At 56.4% G+C, this 15518-nt stretch carries 16 protein-coding genes; 10 read left to right on the top strand and 6 right to left on the bottom strand.

All coding sequences use genetic code 11. The features are described 5' to 3' along the window. Positions 1–2 precede the first annotated feature (2 nt). Complete coding sequence (locus tag HEQ72_RS06075; RefSeq protein ID WP_066132036.1) at positions 3–770, bottom strand: NAD kinase; 768 nt, start codon at positions 768–770, stop codon at positions 3–5. A 189-nt stretch (positions 771–959) separates the two neighbouring features. Between HEQ72_RS06075 and HEQ72_RS06070 the strand changes: the two genes are divergently transcribed. The 5 genes from HEQ72_RS06070 (at position 960) to HEQ72_RS06050 (ending at position 5502) form a co-directional block, all read left to right on the top strand. Then, positions 960–1361, top strand: coding sequence for a DUF952 domain-containing protein (locus HEQ72_RS06070; protein ID WP_168019904.1), 402 nt, complete (start codon positions 960–962; stop codon positions 1359–1361). Positions 1362–1370: 9 nt separating this feature from the next. Then, positions 1371–2447, top strand: a complete 1077-nt coding sequence (locus HEQ72_RS06065; protein ID WP_168019905.1) for a quinone-dependent dihydroorotate dehydrogenase — start codon at positions 1371–1373, stop codon at positions 2445–2447. Next, positions 2428–3339: a TIGR01459 family HAD-type hydrolase gene (locus HEQ72_RS06060; protein ID WP_322099193.1), complete on the top strand. Its 912-nt coding sequence runs from the start codon at positions 2428–2430 to the stop codon at positions 3337–3339. Before HEQ72_RS06065 ends, HEQ72_RS06060 begins: the two co-directional genes overlap by 20 nt. A 26-nt stretch (positions 3340–3365) precedes the next feature. Next, positions 3366–4415 (top strand): MBL fold metallo-hydrolase, encoded by a 1050-nt coding sequence (locus HEQ72_RS06055; protein WP_168022867.1) that lies wholly within the window; start codon positions 3366–3368, stop codon positions 4413–4415. 157 nt (positions 4416–4572) lie between these two features. Next, the gene (locus HEQ72_RS06050) at positions 4573–5502 is read left to right on the top strand and encodes a histone deacetylase family protein (RefSeq protein ID WP_168022866.1); all 930 of its coding nucleotides are present in this window, start codon (positions 4573–4575) and stop codon (positions 5500–5502) included. 32 nt (positions 5503–5534) lie between these two features. Here the strand turns inward: HEQ72_RS06050 and grxC are convergent, their stop codons facing one another. Next, the gene (gene grxC / locus HEQ72_RS06045) at positions 5535–5798 is read right to left on the bottom strand and encodes a glutaredoxin 3 (protein WP_168019909.1); all 264 of its coding nucleotides are present in this window, start codon (positions 5796–5798) and stop codon (positions 5535–5537) included. 106 nt (positions 5799–5904) lie between these two features. After that, positions 5905–6657, bottom strand: a complete 753-nt coding sequence (locus tag HEQ72_RS06040; RefSeq protein WP_168019910.1) for a ComF family protein — start codon at positions 6655–6657, stop codon at positions 5905–5907. A gap of 166 nt (positions 6658–6823) precedes the next feature. Here HEQ72_RS06040 and HEQ72_RS06035 point away from each other — a divergent pair, with 166 nt between their 5' ends. From HEQ72_RS06035 to HEQ72_RS06015, 5 genes are all read left to right on the top strand, one after another. Beyond that, positions 6824–7744 carry a methyltransferase domain-containing protein gene (locus tag HEQ72_RS06035; RefSeq protein WP_168019911.1) on the top strand — a complete coding sequence of 307 codons (921 nt, stop codon included), beginning with the start codon at positions 6824–6826 and terminating at the stop codon, positions 7742–7744. A 9-nt stretch (positions 7745–7753) separates the two neighbouring features. Then, the gene (gene sfsA, locus HEQ72_RS06030) at positions 7754–8473 is read left to right on the top strand and encodes a DNA/RNA nuclease SfsA (protein ID WP_168022865.1); all 720 of its coding nucleotides are present in this window, start codon (positions 7754–7756) and stop codon (positions 8471–8473) included. Positions 8474–8497: 24 nt separating this feature from the next. Further along, on the top strand, positions 8498–9304 hold the full coding sequence (gene map, locus HEQ72_RS06025) for a type I methionyl aminopeptidase (RefSeq protein ID WP_168019913.1): 807 nt from the start codon (positions 8498–8500) through the stop codon (positions 9302–9304). A gap of 4 nt (positions 9305–9308) precedes the next feature. After that, entirely contained in the window at positions 9309–10010 is a 702-nt protein-coding gene (gene radC, locus HEQ72_RS06020) for a RadC family protein (protein WP_168019914.1), read from the top strand. Between the two features lie 257 nt (positions 10011–10267). Further along, positions 10268–11419, top strand: a complete 1152-nt coding sequence (locus tag HEQ72_RS06015) for a porin (protein WP_168022864.1) — start codon at positions 10268–10270, stop codon at positions 11417–11419. 74 nt (positions 11420–11493) lie between these two features. Here HEQ72_RS06015 and clpA read toward each other — a convergent pair whose 3' ends face one another. The 3 genes from clpA to HEQ72_RS11600 form a co-directional block, all read right to left on the bottom strand. Further along, the gene (gene clpA, locus HEQ72_RS06010; RefSeq protein WP_168019915.1) at positions 11494–13800 is read right to left on the bottom strand and encodes an ATP-dependent Clp protease ATP-binding subunit ClpA; all 2307 of its coding nucleotides are present in this window, start codon (positions 13798–13800) and stop codon (positions 11494–11496) included. A 79-nt stretch (positions 13801–13879) separates the two neighbouring features. After that, the gene (clpS, locus tag HEQ72_RS06005) at positions 13880–14206 is read right to left on the bottom strand and encodes an ATP-dependent Clp protease adapter ClpS (RefSeq protein WP_168019916.1); all 327 of its coding nucleotides are present in this window, start codon (positions 14204–14206) and stop codon (positions 13880–13882) included. A gap of 444 nt (positions 14207–14650) precedes the next feature. Continuing rightward, a partial coding sequence (locus HEQ72_RS11600; RefSeq protein ID WP_168022863.1) for a phasin family protein occupies positions 14651–15518 on the bottom strand: 868 nt, incomplete at its 5' end.

Genomic DNA, 15518 nt, shown 5'->3' with positions numbered 1-15518 from the left:
TATCACCCAGTGAACTGTTCGGACAAAATTCTTTCCTCAAGGTTATGCTCGGGATCGAACAGAACAGGTAACACGATCGAGCGATCCTCGCGCACGGAGACCCGTATGACATCACGCACTTCGGTATAATCGGCCACAGCCGAGACCGGGCGCTTTTCGCCCTCTATAATGTCAAAATCAAGGGATACCTGATGAGAAAGAACAGCACCACGCCAGCGCCGGGGACGAAATGCCGAAATCGGTGTCAAAGCCATGACGTTTGATCCCATGGGAAGAATGGGACCATGTGCAGAGAGATTATAGGCAGTTGAACCTGCCGATGTGCACACAAGCGCCCCGTCACAGATCAATTCCGGCAAACGGACCTTTCCGTCTACGCTGATACGGATCTTGGCTGCCTGACGCGTCTGACGCAGCATTGAAACTTCGTTGATTGCAAGGGCATGCAGGGTATCCCCTTGGCTGGTCAGCGCCGTCATCGCCAAAGGGAACAGCTGAACGCAGGTCGCCTTTGCCAGGCGCTCCTCCAGCCCATGCTCGGCATACGCATTCAACAGAAAGCCGACCGTTCCCCGGTTCATGCCATAGATCGGTTTTTTCAATGCCATATGGCGGTGCATGGTTTCCAGCATGAAACCATCCCCCCCCAAGGCCACAATAACATCAGCCCGATCCGCAGGAACCTGACCATAGCGCTGACAAAGGCGCTCCAGTGCTTCTTCGGCAGCAGAGGTAGCAGCAGCGGTGAAGCAGATCGAACCAAACGCCATAAAGCCTCGCTGATGGCAACAAACAACACAGGGGAACACGGGAATGTCAGTATAATCGAGCCGCATTCCCTTGCCTACCCGCCGCCCGCTCTCCATCACAAGCGTAATATCCTGTCTACCTGCTACCCTACAGGACAGGACTAAAAGTTTCTTTCGATATCCGGGGCTCTTGAGGTACAGTTCTCGATCATGAGCTATACACATATCCGGCGTGATCTGCGCCCTGAACACGACACACGATCCCCGCAACGGCTGTATCGTCTTATTTTGCCCGAACAGTGGCGCCAGGCCGTCCGCGAAGGCTTTTTCGAAGGGTCTCCCACCGACCGGGCCGACGGGTTTATCCATCTGTCAACCGCAGCTCAGGTTATGGGAACGGTGGAACGCTGGTTCTCTGAAACACCTGAACTGATGCTGCTGCGCCTTGACCGCGACCGCTTGGCCGGGGCTGTGCGTATGGAGGGACCTGAACTCTACCCACACCTCTACGGTCTTCTTCCGATCGAGGCGGTGCAGGAAACATGGGATCTTCCATTGAACGAAAACCTGCGCTTTATATTCCCGACCGAAATTATCTTGGCCTCATCCTGATTTGCATTGATGCCGCTTGATCTCTACCGCCGTGTTGCAGCGCCACTTCTGGGACGAATGGACCCGGAGCAGGCGCATCGCGTGGCGATACTGGCTGCACAGTCGCTCCTATTCCCGCTCTTCACACCTCCGCCTCAACCAGAATTGGCTATTTCTCTTTGGAACCGGACTTTTCCCAATCCGGTTGGTCTGGCCGCAGGATTCGATAAAAACGGTAAAGTCGCTGATGCCATGCTGCGCATGGGATTTGGTTTTGTAGAGATTGGTGGCGTTACACCCCGCCCGCAGGATGGCAACCCAAAACCACGCCTGTTCAGGCTCCCGGAAGATGGGGCCATCATCAACCGGATGGGGTTCAACAATGATGGCATGCACGTTGTCAGCCAAAGGTTGGCACGCTTGCGCAACAGCAAGCGAACACTTCATGGATTGATCGGTGTCAACCTGGGCAAGAACAAGGACACGATCGATCCGGCTGACGATTACGTGAAAGGCGCCACAACCTTTGCCGGTTTGGCGGACTTCCTGGTTATCAATGTATCAAGCCCGAATACACCGGGATTGCGGGCACTGCAGGAACGCAAGCATCTGGAGCACATTGTCAGCAGCGTGCGACGCACCTTGGAGCAGGATACGAACTCGACCCCGTTGCTGCTCAAGATTGCTCCTGACCTTGGAGAGCAAGATGAAGTGGAGCTTGCAGCCTTGGCCTGCGACAGTGGTATTGATGGACTGGTTGTCGCCAACACTACGCTGGCACGTCCGGATACGCTGATGGGACAGGCCCGTCATGAAGCGGGTGGGTTGTCCGGTCGCCCTCTCCGCACGGCATCAACAGCCTTGCTGCGACGCATGTACCACCTGACCAAGGGAAGCATTCCCCTGATAGGGGTTGGCGGCATTGGCAGTGGCGCTGATGCCTGGGAAAAAATAAAGGCCGGGGCTTCCCTCATACAACTGTACACCGCCTTGGTCTACCAAGGGCCATCCCTGGTTCAGCAGATCAGGGATGATCTTGTTCTTCTGGCAAAGCGCGAAGGTTTCCATTCTGTTGCGGAGGCTATTGGTGCCGACCACAATTCCTGACACACCTGAACCATCATCCGGTCTGTATATTCCCTTGCAACTTCCCGGCCTGCGCGCCGCCGCCGGGCTGTGGAACGTGTTTATTCTGGATCTGTGGGGCGTGATTCACGACGGTGTCGCGGCGTATCCCCATTCAGCCGAGACCTTGCGTCAACTGCGGGCCACGGGGGCACGTGTGATGTTGCTGTCCAATGCACCACGACGTGCCTCTGCCCTGATAACGCAGATGGAGACCATGGGAATCCCCCGTGATCTGTATGACGGTATCCTGTCATCAGGGGATGCTGTGCATCATGCTCTTCTGACCCGCAAGGACCCCGCTTTTGCCGCACTGGGAAATACATGCTTTCATCTGGGGCCAGAACGGGATCTGACAATTTATGAAGAGACCGGCGTTGTACTGACAGACCTGGATCACGCCACATTCATCATGAATACTGGTCCGGTCAGCTTGGACGACAGTGCCGATGACTACCGGACCATGCTGGCCAAAGGCGTGCAAGCCGGACTGCCGATGGTATGCGCCAACCCGGACAGGATTGTCATCCGACAGGGAAAGACCATCGTGTGTGCGGGTGCCTTGGCGGATATCTATCTGGAATACGGGGGGACGGTTATCTGGAGAGGAAAGCCTGATCCTGCGGTATATCGGTTGTGTCTGGAGAAAATGGGGTTTCCCTCAACCGGCGTCTGCACAATCGGAGATTCCCTTGAAACAGACATGGCTGGTGCGGCGGCGGCGGGTATCGACGGGCTATGGGTAACGGGTGGCATTCATGCTGATGAAGTCGGCGGTGCCTACGGGAAGCCTGCCGATCCCCTGCGCATGGCACGCCTTGCCGCCCGCCATGGCGTTCGTCCAGCAGCTGCCTTGGCTGGTTTTATCTGGTAGCCACAGGCAAAAAGGGACAATTTGTCATGCATGCGTTATCCCCTCTGGAGTATCCTTGGGCAGAGCCACCAGCGCCGTCAAACGTACAAAAAGTAGGAGATGGTCTGCTCTGGGTCCGGATGCCCCTGCCCTTCGCCCTTGATCACATCAACCTGTGGATACTGGAAGATCTGGATGCAGGCCTGACCATCGTGGACACGGGCCTTGCTACAGACGAAACCCAAGCCATCTGGGACGAACTGCTGAACGGACCTCTGGCAGGTAAAGCCATACGGCAACTGCTGTGTACACATTTCCATCCCGACCATATGGGATTGGCCGGCTGGCTGTGCCAACGCTTCAATGCTCCTCTGACAACAACACTGTCCGAATGGGCAATGGGGGTTATCTTGTCCTGTGACAGGTCTGAGGCTTTTTCAGAGAACCAAGCCGATTTTTATTACCGGGCAGGATTGAACCCGGAAAAAATTCACCGTGTCGAAAAACGGGGTAATACCCTCTCCCGGCGGGTTTCACCTGTTCCCAAATGCTTTAACCGCATCAGGCATGGCGACACGATCATGATCGGATCGTACGCGTGGGATGTTATCATCGGACAGGGTCATTCTCCGGAGATGGCCTGCCTTTACTGCCCAACACAAAATATCCTGATTGCCGGAGACCAGGTCTTACCCCGCATCAGTCCAAATATCAGTGTCTGGCCCAATGAACCAGACGCCAATCCCTTGGCTTTATATCGGCATAGCTTGGAAACCCTGAAGGATCTGGTTCCGGACACAGCCTTGGTTCTTCCCAGCCATGGACTCCCGTTCCGTGGTCTGCATCGAAGAATCGACGCCATTCTGCAACACCACAAAGACCGTCTTAAAGACTGCCTTTCTGCCTGTCAGGACACACCACGCAGTGCCGCGGATCTTCTTAACGTTCTCTTCCGGCATCCCTTGGATGAACACGGCTTGCTCTTTGCTGTGGGAGAGGCCATTGCCCACATTCACCTCCTGGAACAAGAGAACGCCCTGGAGCGAATACACGGGGCGGACCACATTGATCGCTTCATGGTGCGTCGCACAAAATGATAGCCGAATCCAGCACTGCATTCGATAACCCGACACTGGTACAAAATCGGCATGGCAGGCTTCGCATCGCTCTCTTATACTGATAACAAGAAGCATAGCCTGCGATAGATAATCCGGTGGCTTGCTTGTCAAAACCTGCTACAGGATGGAGTGGTTGATGCCAACCCTCTTGGTATCGCATCATGATTGTCTCGAGCACGAAACCGGCGGTTACCACCCCGAAAATCCTGATCGCTTGCGCACTGTTCTCCAGATCCTCGAAAGTGAGGATTTTTTTATGCTGCACCGCGAAGAGGCCCCGCGCGCTACCTTGGAGCAGTTAACCCGCGTACACCCCCAGTCTTATATCGACGACATTATGAGCCATATCCCCAAGCAGGGATATTATGCCATCGACAGCGATACACCGCTGTCACCGAAAAGTGGTGAAGCTGCACTGCGTGCTGCAGGGGGCGTCTGTGCAGCCGTTGATGCCGTAGTTGCACGGCAGGCCCGCAATGCTTTTGTTGCCGTCCGTCCGCCCGGCCACCACGCAACTCGCACCCAGCCCATGGGATTTTGCATTTTCAACAATGTCGCCGTCGGGGCCATGCAAGCACGGAGCATACACGGCCTTGGAAGAGTGGCTGTCATCGACTGGGATGTTCATCACGGGAATGGAACCCAAGACATTTTCTGGAATGATCCTGATGCGTTTTATGCATCCACACACCAGTTTCCCCTGTATCCCGGCACCGGAAGCGCAGAAGAAACAGGGGCGCACAACAATATCGTCAACTGTCCTCTGCCGTCTGGATCAGACGGAACCGTGTTTATGGAAGCACTGGATAACCGCATCATACCAGCCCTGAAAAACTTCAGACCGCATATCCTGTTCATTTCGGCAGGGTTTGATGCACACGGACGCGACCCGCTGGCCAATATGAAGCTGACCGTCAAGGACTATGCCGAAGCAACCCGCAAACTGATGGGTGTTGCAGACAGCCTGTGCGGCGGACGCATCGTTTCTGTTCTGGAGGGAGGGTACGACCTGATCGCAACGGCCTCGTCAGCAGCAGCACATATCAGGGTCCTGATGGAAAACTAGGGCGGTCGTCCCGGCTATACCGCCCCACACATCTAGCTGGCTTGGGCCAGCATCGGGTCAAGACCACCTTTTTCATCTAAAGCATGCAGGTCATCACACCCACCGACGTGCGTACCACCAATAAAAATTTGTGGAACGGTACGACGCCCCGAGCGCTGCTCCATCTCTGTGCGCTTGGCCGTGTTGTCCAGAACGTCAATCTCGGTATAGGCAACACCCTTCGCATCGAGAAGAGCCTTTGCCCTGTGACAATAGGGGCAGTGGGGCCACGTATAGATCTCGATATGCACGCTCATGAGCCGAAACTCCGCCTGAAACACCACCGGACACACACGCAGCCGGCTCTCTGATAGCAGTATGCATTCAAGCGGCCCGGCACGCAACAGCGCTCGCACTGCAACATTATAATCCCGGGCCCATAGCCCGGGCCAGAACAACGGCATCAACCTGACCAGCCCCGGCATCCCGCAAGGCACAGGCACAGGCACGCAATGTCGCACCCGTTGTCATGACATCATCGACCAGCAAAACCCTGCGGCCAGCAAGCCCAGCCCTATACTGCAAAGCAACATGAAACGCCCCTGCAACGTTGTCATGGCGCTGAATACGATCAAAATGCCCCTGCGTCTGCGTTGCCCGCACACGCTGCAACGAAACCGGACAATAGAGGGCACGAGTTTGAAAAGAGACAAGGGCATGGGCCAGAAGAGCCGACTGATTATACCGCCGCCAAAGAAGGCGCCAGCGATGTAATGGCACCGGCATGACCACATCAGCTTCATGCAGCATATCAGCAGATACACGTGCCAGCCACGCCGCCAATCCACGTGCCATATCCGTGCGGTCAGCATGCTTGAAAGCCAGAATCAAGGAGCGGGTTCCATCATCATAAAGTGTTGCTGCCCGCACCCTGTCCAGAATACGGTCATGGTCTGGTTCACAGGCATGCTCCCCACCTTGTCCGGGACTTTCGAGAGGCATGGCGCAGCGCGAACACTGGGTTGCAGCCTCAAGGAAACGGATTGTTCCGAAACAGGAGGCACACACTCCATGAGCCGTGCCTGTCACGACACCACAGCGCAAACAGCGTGGAGGAAGGACTGTATCCAAGGCAAGGCGCACAGGATAAAAAAAACGATCGATCTTTATGGCCATTCTTCACAGAAACATAATCAATCCAAGGTGGACTATACGATCGTGCGATACGGTCCCTGTAGCACTTTTTCAGGTCACCCCGTTGACGGGAAAAAACAGGACCATTATCCCCGCTCGCAGAAAGAACCGTTACTCTCGTTCCGACACAAGGAAAGGTCTTGCCGGTATGCATACCTCCACCCCTGTCATTTTTGACCGGCAAGCCCTGCGCCAGCACCAAAATCGGGCAGCACGTTCCCTGAATGATTTTTCCTTCCTCTTCGAAGAGGTCGGGAACCGGCTGATCGAACGGCTGGATGACGTTAATCGCTCCTTCCCGACCGTCGTTGATCTGGGAAGCCATGGCGGCATGTTGTCACAACCATTGTCCCGGCGTGCAGGAACACAGCAGGTCTTCTCGACAGATGCAGCCAAAGGCATGCTGGAACGGGGACGCCATCAACAAGCCCATATTCTGGGATGCGACGAGGAAGCCCTGCCCTTTGCCGACAGCAGCCTGGACCTGGTCGTGTCATCCTTGTCCCTGCACTGGGTCAATGACCTGCCCGGTACCCTGGTTCAGATACGCCGGGCCCTGAAGCCCGACGGACTGTTTCTGGCGGCCCTGTTCGGGGGGCATACCTTGCATGAGCTACGTCAATGCCTTCTGGAAGCCGAGAGCGAGGTGGAAGGCGGTGCCTCCCCACGCATCTCCCCGTTTGTGGATATCCGCGACATGGGCATGCTGATGCAACGTGCCGGCTTTGCCCTGCCCGTGATTGACTGCGACACAATCCCGGTTACGTATGATTCAGCGCTGAAGTTGATGAAAGACCTGCAGGGTATGGGAGAAAGCAACATCCTGACCGAACGCCGCCAAACCTTCTCCCGCCGGGAAACCTTGCTGCGTGCGGCGGAACGGTATGAAAGAATGTTTGCAAACGATACCGGGCGCCTGACCGCAACATTCCAGATTGTCTGGGTTTCCGGATGGGCACCGGCTGCCACCCAGCCCAAGGCGCTGCGCCCCGGCACAGCAACTCACAGCCTGGCCGAAGCCTTGGGGGCCACCGTCTGCGGACTCGACGACACCACGGGGAAAGGATAGTGTGCGCCGATGCATTTTGGACACACTCTCATTCGCGGCACATTGATCAAGCGTTACAAGCGGTTCATGGCCGATATCACACTGGCAGATGGCTCTGTTGTCACGGCGCATACAGCCAATTCAGGATCCATGTCAGGATGCTGCACCCCGGGGTCTGAGGTATGGCTGTCCCCTGCCGACAATCCGGCACGCAAGCTCAAATACACATGGGAAATGATCCGGGTGGATGGCTCCCTGGTCGGTGTCAACACCAGTCATCCCAACGCCTTGGCCGCAGAAGCCATACAGGCCGGACAGATCCCTCAGCTGGCCGGGTACGAAACCCTGCGCCGCGAAGTAAAGTACGGGCGCAGCAGCCGTATTGATATTTTGCTTGAAAGTACGGCCAAGCCACCATGCTACGTTGAAGTCAAGAACGTCACCCTGTTCCGCGACACAGGGACAGGCGGGAAAACAGCCCTGTTCCCCGATGCCGTCACGGCACGCGGGGCCAAGCATCTGGATGAACTGAGCGCGATGGTCGCGGCCGGAAATCGTGCGGTTATGTTCTATGTGGTACAAAGGGAACACGATGGCCTGGTCCGCTTTTCCATTGCCGATGACATCGACCCGCACTACGCTGCCGCCCTGCAACAGGCCACGGCAGCCGGCGTTGAGGTCTTGTGCCACACCTGCACCATGACGCCGTCGGCCATCCATCTGGCGACCCCCTTGCCCGTTGCGCTGTAACCTATCACTGCCAGGAACACCTGCATGTCACCGTCCCGCCGCTCTGAAAACACCGTTATCCTGCATGATGCCAATGGCTTTGCCGCCATGCGCAAGGCCGGCCAAACAGCGGCCGCTCTTCTGGATTACCTGACCCCCTTCATACAGCCCGGCATTTCAACAGCTGACATTGATGACCTGGTGGTTGCCTGGACACAGGAACGGGGACTGAAAAACGGGCCTTTTGGATACCGGGGATTTCCACGCTCGGTCTGCACATCGGTCAATCATGTTGTCTGCCACGGTATCCCGGACGAAAAGAAGAAACTGGCCAACGGCGACATCATCAATATTGATGTCACGCCGATTGTGGACGGCTGGTACGGTGACAGCAGCCGCATGTATTACGTGGGCAAACCATCGGTCAAAGCAAGGAAACTGGTCGAGACGACCTATGAATGCCTGATGCGTGGCATCGATGTTGTCCGTCCCGGTGCCACACTGGGTGATATCGGGCACGCAATTGAAACATGGGCGCACGAGAATGGATTCTCGGTCGTCACCGATTTCTGTGGGCACGGTGTCGGCACACAGTTCCACACAGCCCCCAGCGTGTTGCATTACGGCCAACCCGGAACCGGTATGGTGCTGGAAGCCGGCATGATCTTCACCATAGAACCCATGATCAACGCGGGCAAAGCCCCAACCAAAGTCTTGCCCGACGGATGGACGGCGGTAACCCGGGATCGTTCGCTGTCCGCGCAGTTTGAGCACACCATCGGCATTACGGTCGATGGTTGCGAAATTTTCACCGTGTCCCCACAGGGATGGCATTGTCCGCCCTATTCCTGAGATCATGTCCGACACACTCCCTCCCCTGACCAACGAGTACAGTGGCCACCGGCAGCGGCTGAAAGAACGCTTTCTGGCCAGCGCACGTGCTGAAAGCCCGGACTCATTAAAGGACTACGAGTATCTGGAACTGCTTCTGTTTCTGGGAATTCCGCGCCGGGATGTCAAACCTCTGGCCAAGGGGCTTCTGGCGCGCTTTGGCAGTGTTGGCGGCGTTCTGTCCGCAGAGCCGGACCAACTGGTTGCCTTGGTCGGTGAGTCCGGTGCAGTGGCCTTGAAAACAGCAGCAGCAGCAGCAACCTGGATGCTGAGAGAAGAAGTTCTCGACAAGCCGGTTCTGGCATCATGGGACCGTGTACTGGACTATTGCCACGCGACCATGGCCCATCGTGAAACGGAGTGCTTCCGCGTTTTGTTCCTGGACCGCAAGAATCGCCTGATCGTGGAAGAGGTCATGCAAAAGGGAACCATTGACCATACCCCCGTTTATCCAAGAGAGGTCATACGCCGCGCCTTGGAACTGGGCGCCAGCGCCTTGATCATGGTGCACAACCACCCCAGCGGTGATCCCCAGCCATCAAAGGCTGATATCGACATCACCCGCCAAATCAGGGACGCTGCACGTCCACTGGGTGTTATTCTACACGATCACGTCATCATCGCCCGAACCGGATACAGCTCTTTTAAATCCGACGGTCTTATTTAAATCTACACTGCGTGGAAATAGCATCGAGATATTGATGTTTCCCGTTTAAGGCTAACAACGTCGTGTCTTTTTTATCACATGCATGCATAAAAAAGACACATTGCCCTTGATTTGCCTTTTGGGCTGCGTATCAGCAGTTGACCTTCTAGATCCTCATATTCCTTAATATTGTCGCGTTGCATGCTCGCAAAGAAACAGGGCATCCGCAACAAAGCAGGTTTGAGTCACACTTTTGCAAATAGGGACATCAGAAGAGCATGAAAAAGCTCCTTATCGGAACCAGCGCCCTTGTTGCCGCCATGACCTTGACTGGCGCTGCATCAGCTGCTGAACCCCTGAAGCTGTCTGTCGGCGGTTTCGGGTCTGTTTTTGCCGGGTACGCATCCCAGCAAAGTGAATACAAAAAGGCCCTGCGTGATGCCGGAAAAGGCGGGGAAGTATCTGCGGTTGACGTCAAGGGCGACAACGAACTCCACTTCAAGGCTGCAACCACACTGGATAATGGCCTGACTGTATCGGTGAAGTACGAGCTGGAAGCCAGTGGTACCGATGAAGGCCAGAAGTCGGTTGACAACTACAGCATCTCGCTCGGCGGTTCGTTCGGTACCGTTGTAGCTGGAACCGGCGACTTGGCCTTGGCCATGATTGCCAATCGTTCTCCGCACATGGGAGGCCGCCTGTTTGGTGCAGGCTTGGCCGATGGTGACTTGGCTACCGGCGTATGGGTTCTGAAGCCCGAATCCGTAAGCGGGGGCAAGGCTACCCTTGTCAACAGCCATAGCGACAACGAATCTATCAGCTACGTCTCTCCCTCTGTTGTCGGCTTTACATTCGGTGCATCATACGTTCCGGATGGAACAGAAAAGGATGCCGCAGGGAAGAAGCTGAAGCACAACCCGACCCAGCCGAACGGCACCAACACCATGGAAATGTATGGCGCCGGCATTGGGTATGAAGACAACTTCGGCGGGCTTGATGTAAAAGCTGATATTGGCTGGGCTACCGCTGATAACGATGCCGTTGACAGCCATAACGAATACCAGGCCGGTCTGCAGATGTCATATTCCGGCGTTATCGTCGGTGGTGGATACCGTCTGATTGAAGGCAAAAAAGCCGACAAGACAAAAGACAACGTGCACGCAACATCCTGGGAAGCCGGCGTTGGCTATAACAACGGCCCGTACGGCGTCGCTGTTGCATATGCCGATACACGGAACGATAGCGGTGAGGGTTCCAATGATGTCAGCAACACACGCACTGTTCAACTGACCTCGGAATACAAGATGGGCCCGGGCGTGATGCTGGTTGGCGGTGTCGGCCACGTCAAGTTTGAGAAAAAAGGCTCTACCGCCGCGATCGACAAGAACAGCGGCTGGGTCGCCGCAACCGGGCTCTCCCTGGCGTTCTGATCGGGCGTTTTACGTTTGGAACGGAAAGGGCGGCCTATGCCGCCCTTTTCTTGATCTATAGGAAATAAGTATTATCAGGCCAAGGCAGGTTCCCGCGTTGTATCCGAAGCCGGGCCCCCCTTGCGCGTAGACGAAGAGATATCGAAGGCCGGTATATCGTCACGTATGCTAACAACCACTGACCCACCATGGGCGAGACGACCAAACAGAAGCTCTTCGGCAAGAGGACGCTTGATGAATTCCTGGATCACCCGCCCCAGTGGACGTGCACCCATCCGGCGGTCATAACCTCGGCTGGCCAACCACTGCCTAGCTTCTGTGGTCAACTCAATCGTCACATCACGCTCGCCAAGCTGACTTTCCAGTTCCATGACAAACTTGTCGACCACTTTTTCCACTACCTCCATCGGCAGGGAACCAAACGAGATGGTTGCGTCCAGACGATTGCGGAACTCGGGCGTAAACAGACGCTCAATCGCTTCCTTGTCATCCCCTTCCCGACTGTCGCGCATAAAACCAATGGCGTTCTTTGCCAAGTCTTGGGCCCCGGCGTTGGTTGTCATGATCAGGATCACATTACGGAAATCCACTGTCTTCCCGTTATGATCTGTCAACTTTCCATGGTCCATAACCTGTAAAAGAATGTTGAACAGGTCCGGATGCGCTTTTTCAATTTCATCAAGCAGCAGTACACAGTGCGGATGCTGGTCGACACCATCCGTCAGCAGGCCACCCTGGTCAAAACCAACATACCCCGGAGGTGCACCGATAAGGCGGGACACAGAGTGACGCTCCATGTACTCCGACATATCGAACCGTAAAAGCTCGATCCCCAGAGAGCGGGACAGCTGCTTGGCAACCTCTGTTTTACCAACACCCGTTGGTCCGGCAAAAAGGTAGTTCCCAATCGGCTTTTCCGCATCGCGCAGGCCAGCCCGCGCCAGCTTGATGGCACTGGACAGGGCCTCGATGGCATTATCCTGACCAAACACCATGGTCTTCAGGTCACGTTCCAGATTGCGCAAGGCCTCACGGTCATCGGTGGAAACCGACTTGGGTGGGATCCGGGCAATCTTGGCGACAATCTCTTCGACATCACGCAGGGTCACGGTCTTGCGCCGCCGGCTTTCCGGAAGCAGCATCCGGGCCGCCCCAACCTCGTCGATCACATCGATGGCCTTGTCGGGCAACTTGCGATCACCGATAAACTTGGACGACAGCTCAACCGCCGCCCGAATGGCCTCGGCCGTATAGCGCACATTGTGATGCTTTTCGTAATACGGCTTCAAACCATGCAAAATCTTGATGGCATCTTCGACACTGGGCTCTGCCACATCGATCTTCTGGAACCGGCGCACCAAGGCACGGTCTTTCTCAAAGTGGCTGCGAAATTCCTTGTAGGTGGTCGACCCAATACAACGGATCGCGCCGGAGGCCAAAGCCGGCTTGAGCAGGTTGGAAGCATCCAGAGACCCGCCCGAAGTTGCGCCCGCCCCAATCACGGTATGGATCTCGTCAATAAACAAAACCGCATCCGGAAGGCTTTCCAGTTCCTTCATGACCTGCTTCAAGCGTTCCTCAAAGTCACCCCGGTAACGGGTTCCAGCCAGCAGCGCCCCCATGTCCAGGGCAAATATCACAGAAGGACGCAAAACTTCAGGCACATCACCGGTCACGATCCGCCGGGCCAACCCTTCGGCAATGGCGGTTTTCCCGACACCGGGATCCCCGACGTACAGGGGGTTGTTCTTGGAGCGTCGGCACAGGACCTGTATGGTTCTTTCCACTTCGGCCTCACGACCGATCAGGGGATCGATTTTCCCCTCTGCAGCACGACGGTTGAGATTGACGCAGTATGCCTCGAGCGCTTCGTGACCCTTTTTCACCACGTCCTCCTCGGCCGCACTGTCGTCGGCGCCATGCACGGTACGGGTTTCAGACAGACCGGGCTGTTTGGCTATGCCATGCGAAATGTAATTCACAGCATCAAGCCGGGTCATATCATGCTGCCTGAGGAAATAGACCGCATGACTCTCCCGCTCGGAGAAAAGGGCCACCAGAATGTTGGCCCCTGTTACTTCCTCGCGACCGGATGACTGAACGTGGATGGCGGCGCGCTGCACAACGCGCTGGAACCCTGTGGTCGGTGTTGGCTCGCCGGGATGGGAGGCGACAAGCCCGCCCAGTTCCCCGTCGACAAAGGCACGCACATCACCGGCCAGGCGATCCAGATCCACGCCACAGGCCCGCATAACGGCCATGGCATCGGTATCTTCGCACAGAGCCAGCAGCAGGTGCTCCAGCGTGACATACTCGTGGTGGCGCTCACCTGCGAAAGCAAGTGCCTTGTGAAGAGTCTTCTCAAGATTGCGGGACAGCATCGACCGTACCCCTTATCCTGTATGCCACACGCCCGGACAGCACATCTGTCTGGATAGGAAGAAAAAGACCCCGGACCACTCAGTCTTTCTCCAGAGTGCACTGCAACGGGTGCTGGTGCTGCCTGGCAAGATCCATGACCAAGGCAACCTTGGTCTCGGCAATCTCGTGGGTATACACGCCACAAACCCCTACACCCCGGTGATGCACACTCAACATGATCTCTGTCGCCTCATCCCGGCCCTTGTTGAAGAACCGTTCCAGAACGTGAATGACAAACTCCATCGGGGTATAGTCGTCATTCAGCATCAACACCCTGTACATCGGCGGCTTGCGAACCCGCGGCTTGACCTTGATAGCCAGCCCCGTGCCGCTGTCGCGATCTTCATCGTGACCATACTCACTCATGGCAGTCCCATTGACCTATTTCCGTTACGACCCTCAAAGCTCGTGCCACGATTCTAGGCCAGACGGCACCAATCGCAAACGCCCCGCGTACTGTGGACGCCTTTGACACCTCCACTATAGGCCCCTGGGCAAGCGTTGGGGAGGGGGAGGGCCATCAGCACCAGGAGGAAGCGAAACAGCGCGTATTCCTTGATCCTGGTCGCTTTTCCAACCGCTTTCATAGAGGGATACCCCATGTCACAACCCCGTGAGGATAAAACAACGATCCTGTTGATGGCAAACGAAATTGCTTGCAAATGACAAGGAGCCCCGGCGATTCCGCCGGGGCTCCCTGAAATGGAACGACACTACAGATACAACCACCATACAACCGGGAAATGGCAACCAGATCTTGTACCGATAGACCAAATCCCGCTTACAGGGAACCAAGATGCATCAGAAGAACTATGACCGCCCCGGAATGACCGCACGCCCCACCAGCGGACGCACAGCCTCTCCCAGAAGTTTCACAGACATACTGGACACCCGCCCCCCTTCAGACAAGGCATGATCAAGACCATGACGGAGCCAGCTGCTCTGGATTGTCATAGCCTCCTGAAGGCTTTTCGCACCAACCATGCGACGGGAGTGACTAAGGCCCCTTTCAAAGGATGTCCTGGTCGCTCCCAACACATTGTTGGTCATCTCGCGCCACCCACTCACCAAGGCTGTGCCAGCCTCAAGAACAGCATCCAGATGCCCTGCTCCATCCTTGGACAGTCCGGCAAGACGCTGCCGGACTCCCCCCCTGCCATCCTTGGTGGCGGCAGGGGAGAAAGAACGTAACAGGGCCGAGGACACCGCACGCAGCGGAGCCGATGCCGACTGAGCTGTCAGCCCCGGGAAGAAAGACGCTGCAAGTGCTCCGGACGCCCCCGGGCCTTTCGCAGACGCTTTCTTCCCGGACTTGGCTGAAGAGCCAGCCCGCTTGGCCGAGGTACGTCCCGAACGGGCAGCCCTCTTCGCCGGGGTTTTCGCCTTAGCGGCCATTGACGGACGCTTCTTGGCTGATGTCTTGCGCACCGAGCGAGCCGACAGCAGCGAACGCTTCGCCGTCGCCTTCTTCGCCGTCGCCTTCTTCGCCGTCGCCTTCTTCGCCGTCGCCTTCTTCGCCGTGGCCTTCTTGGCTACAGCCTTGCGGGCTGTCGTCGCCTTCTTCGCCGTGGCCTTCTTGGCTACAGCCTTGCGGGCTGTCGTCGCCTTCTTCGCCGTGGCCTTCTTGGCTACAGCCTTGCGGGCTGTCGTCGCCTTCTTCGCCGTGGCCTTCTTGGCT

The organism is Haematospirillum sp. 15-248, from assembly GCF_012102665.1.
Taxonomy (GTDB): domain Bacteria; phylum Pseudomonadota; class Alphaproteobacteria; order Rhodospirillales; family Rhodospirillaceae; genus Haematospirillum.
Note: the sequence above shows the minus strand (reverse complement) of the source record. Positions and strands in the feature narration are given on the sequence as shown.

Coding starts and splice junctions, on each gene's coding strand:
- HEQ72_RS06075 (WP_066132036.1), bottom strand. CDS start 770: ATGGCGTTTGGTTCGATCTGCTTCACCGCTGCTGCTACCTCTGCTGCC.
- HEQ72_RS06070 (WP_168019904.1), top strand. CDS start 960: ATGAGCTATACACATATCCGGCGTGATCTGCGCCCTGAACACGACACA.
- HEQ72_RS06065 (WP_168019905.1), top strand. CDS start 1,371: ATGCCGCTTGATCTCTACCGCCGTGTTGCAGCGCCACTTCTGGGACGA.
- HEQ72_RS06055 (WP_168022867.1), top strand. CDS start 3,366: ATGCATGCGTTATCCCCTCTGGAGTATCCTTGGGCAGAGCCACCAGCG.
- HEQ72_RS06050 (WP_168022866.1), top strand. CDS start 4,573: ATGCCAACCCTCTTGGTATCGCATCATGATTGTCTCGAGCACGAAACC.
- grxC (WP_168019909.1), bottom strand. CDS start 5,798: ATGAGCGTGCATATCGAGATCTATACGTGGCCCCACTGCCCCTATTGT.
- HEQ72_RS06040 (WP_168019910.1), bottom strand. CDS start 6,657: ATGGCCATAAAGATCGATCGTTTTTTTTATCCTGTGCGCCTTGCCTTG.
- HEQ72_RS06035 (WP_168019911.1), top strand. CDS start 6,824: ATGCATACCTCCACCCCTGTCATTTTTGACCGGCAAGCCCTGCGCCAG.
- sfsA (WP_168022865.1), top strand. CDS start 7,754: ATGCATTTTGGACACACTCTCATTCGCGGCACATTGATCAAGCGTTAC.
- map (WP_168019913.1), top strand. CDS start 8,498: ATGTCACCGTCCCGCCGCTCTGAAAACACCGTTATCCTGCATGATGCC.
- radC (WP_168019914.1), top strand. CDS start 9,309: ATGTCCGACACACTCCCTCCCCTGACCAACGAGTACAGTGGCCACCGG.
- HEQ72_RS06015 (WP_168022864.1), top strand. CDS start 10,268: ATGAAAAAGCTCCTTATCGGAACCAGCGCCCTTGTTGCCGCCATGACC.
- clpA (WP_168019915.1), bottom strand. CDS start 13,800: ATGCTGTCCCGCAATCTTGAGAAGACTCTTCACAAGGCACTTGCTTTC.
- clpS (WP_168019916.1), bottom strand. CDS start 14,206: ATGAGTGAGTATGGTCACGATGAAGATCGCGACAGCGGCACGGGGCTG.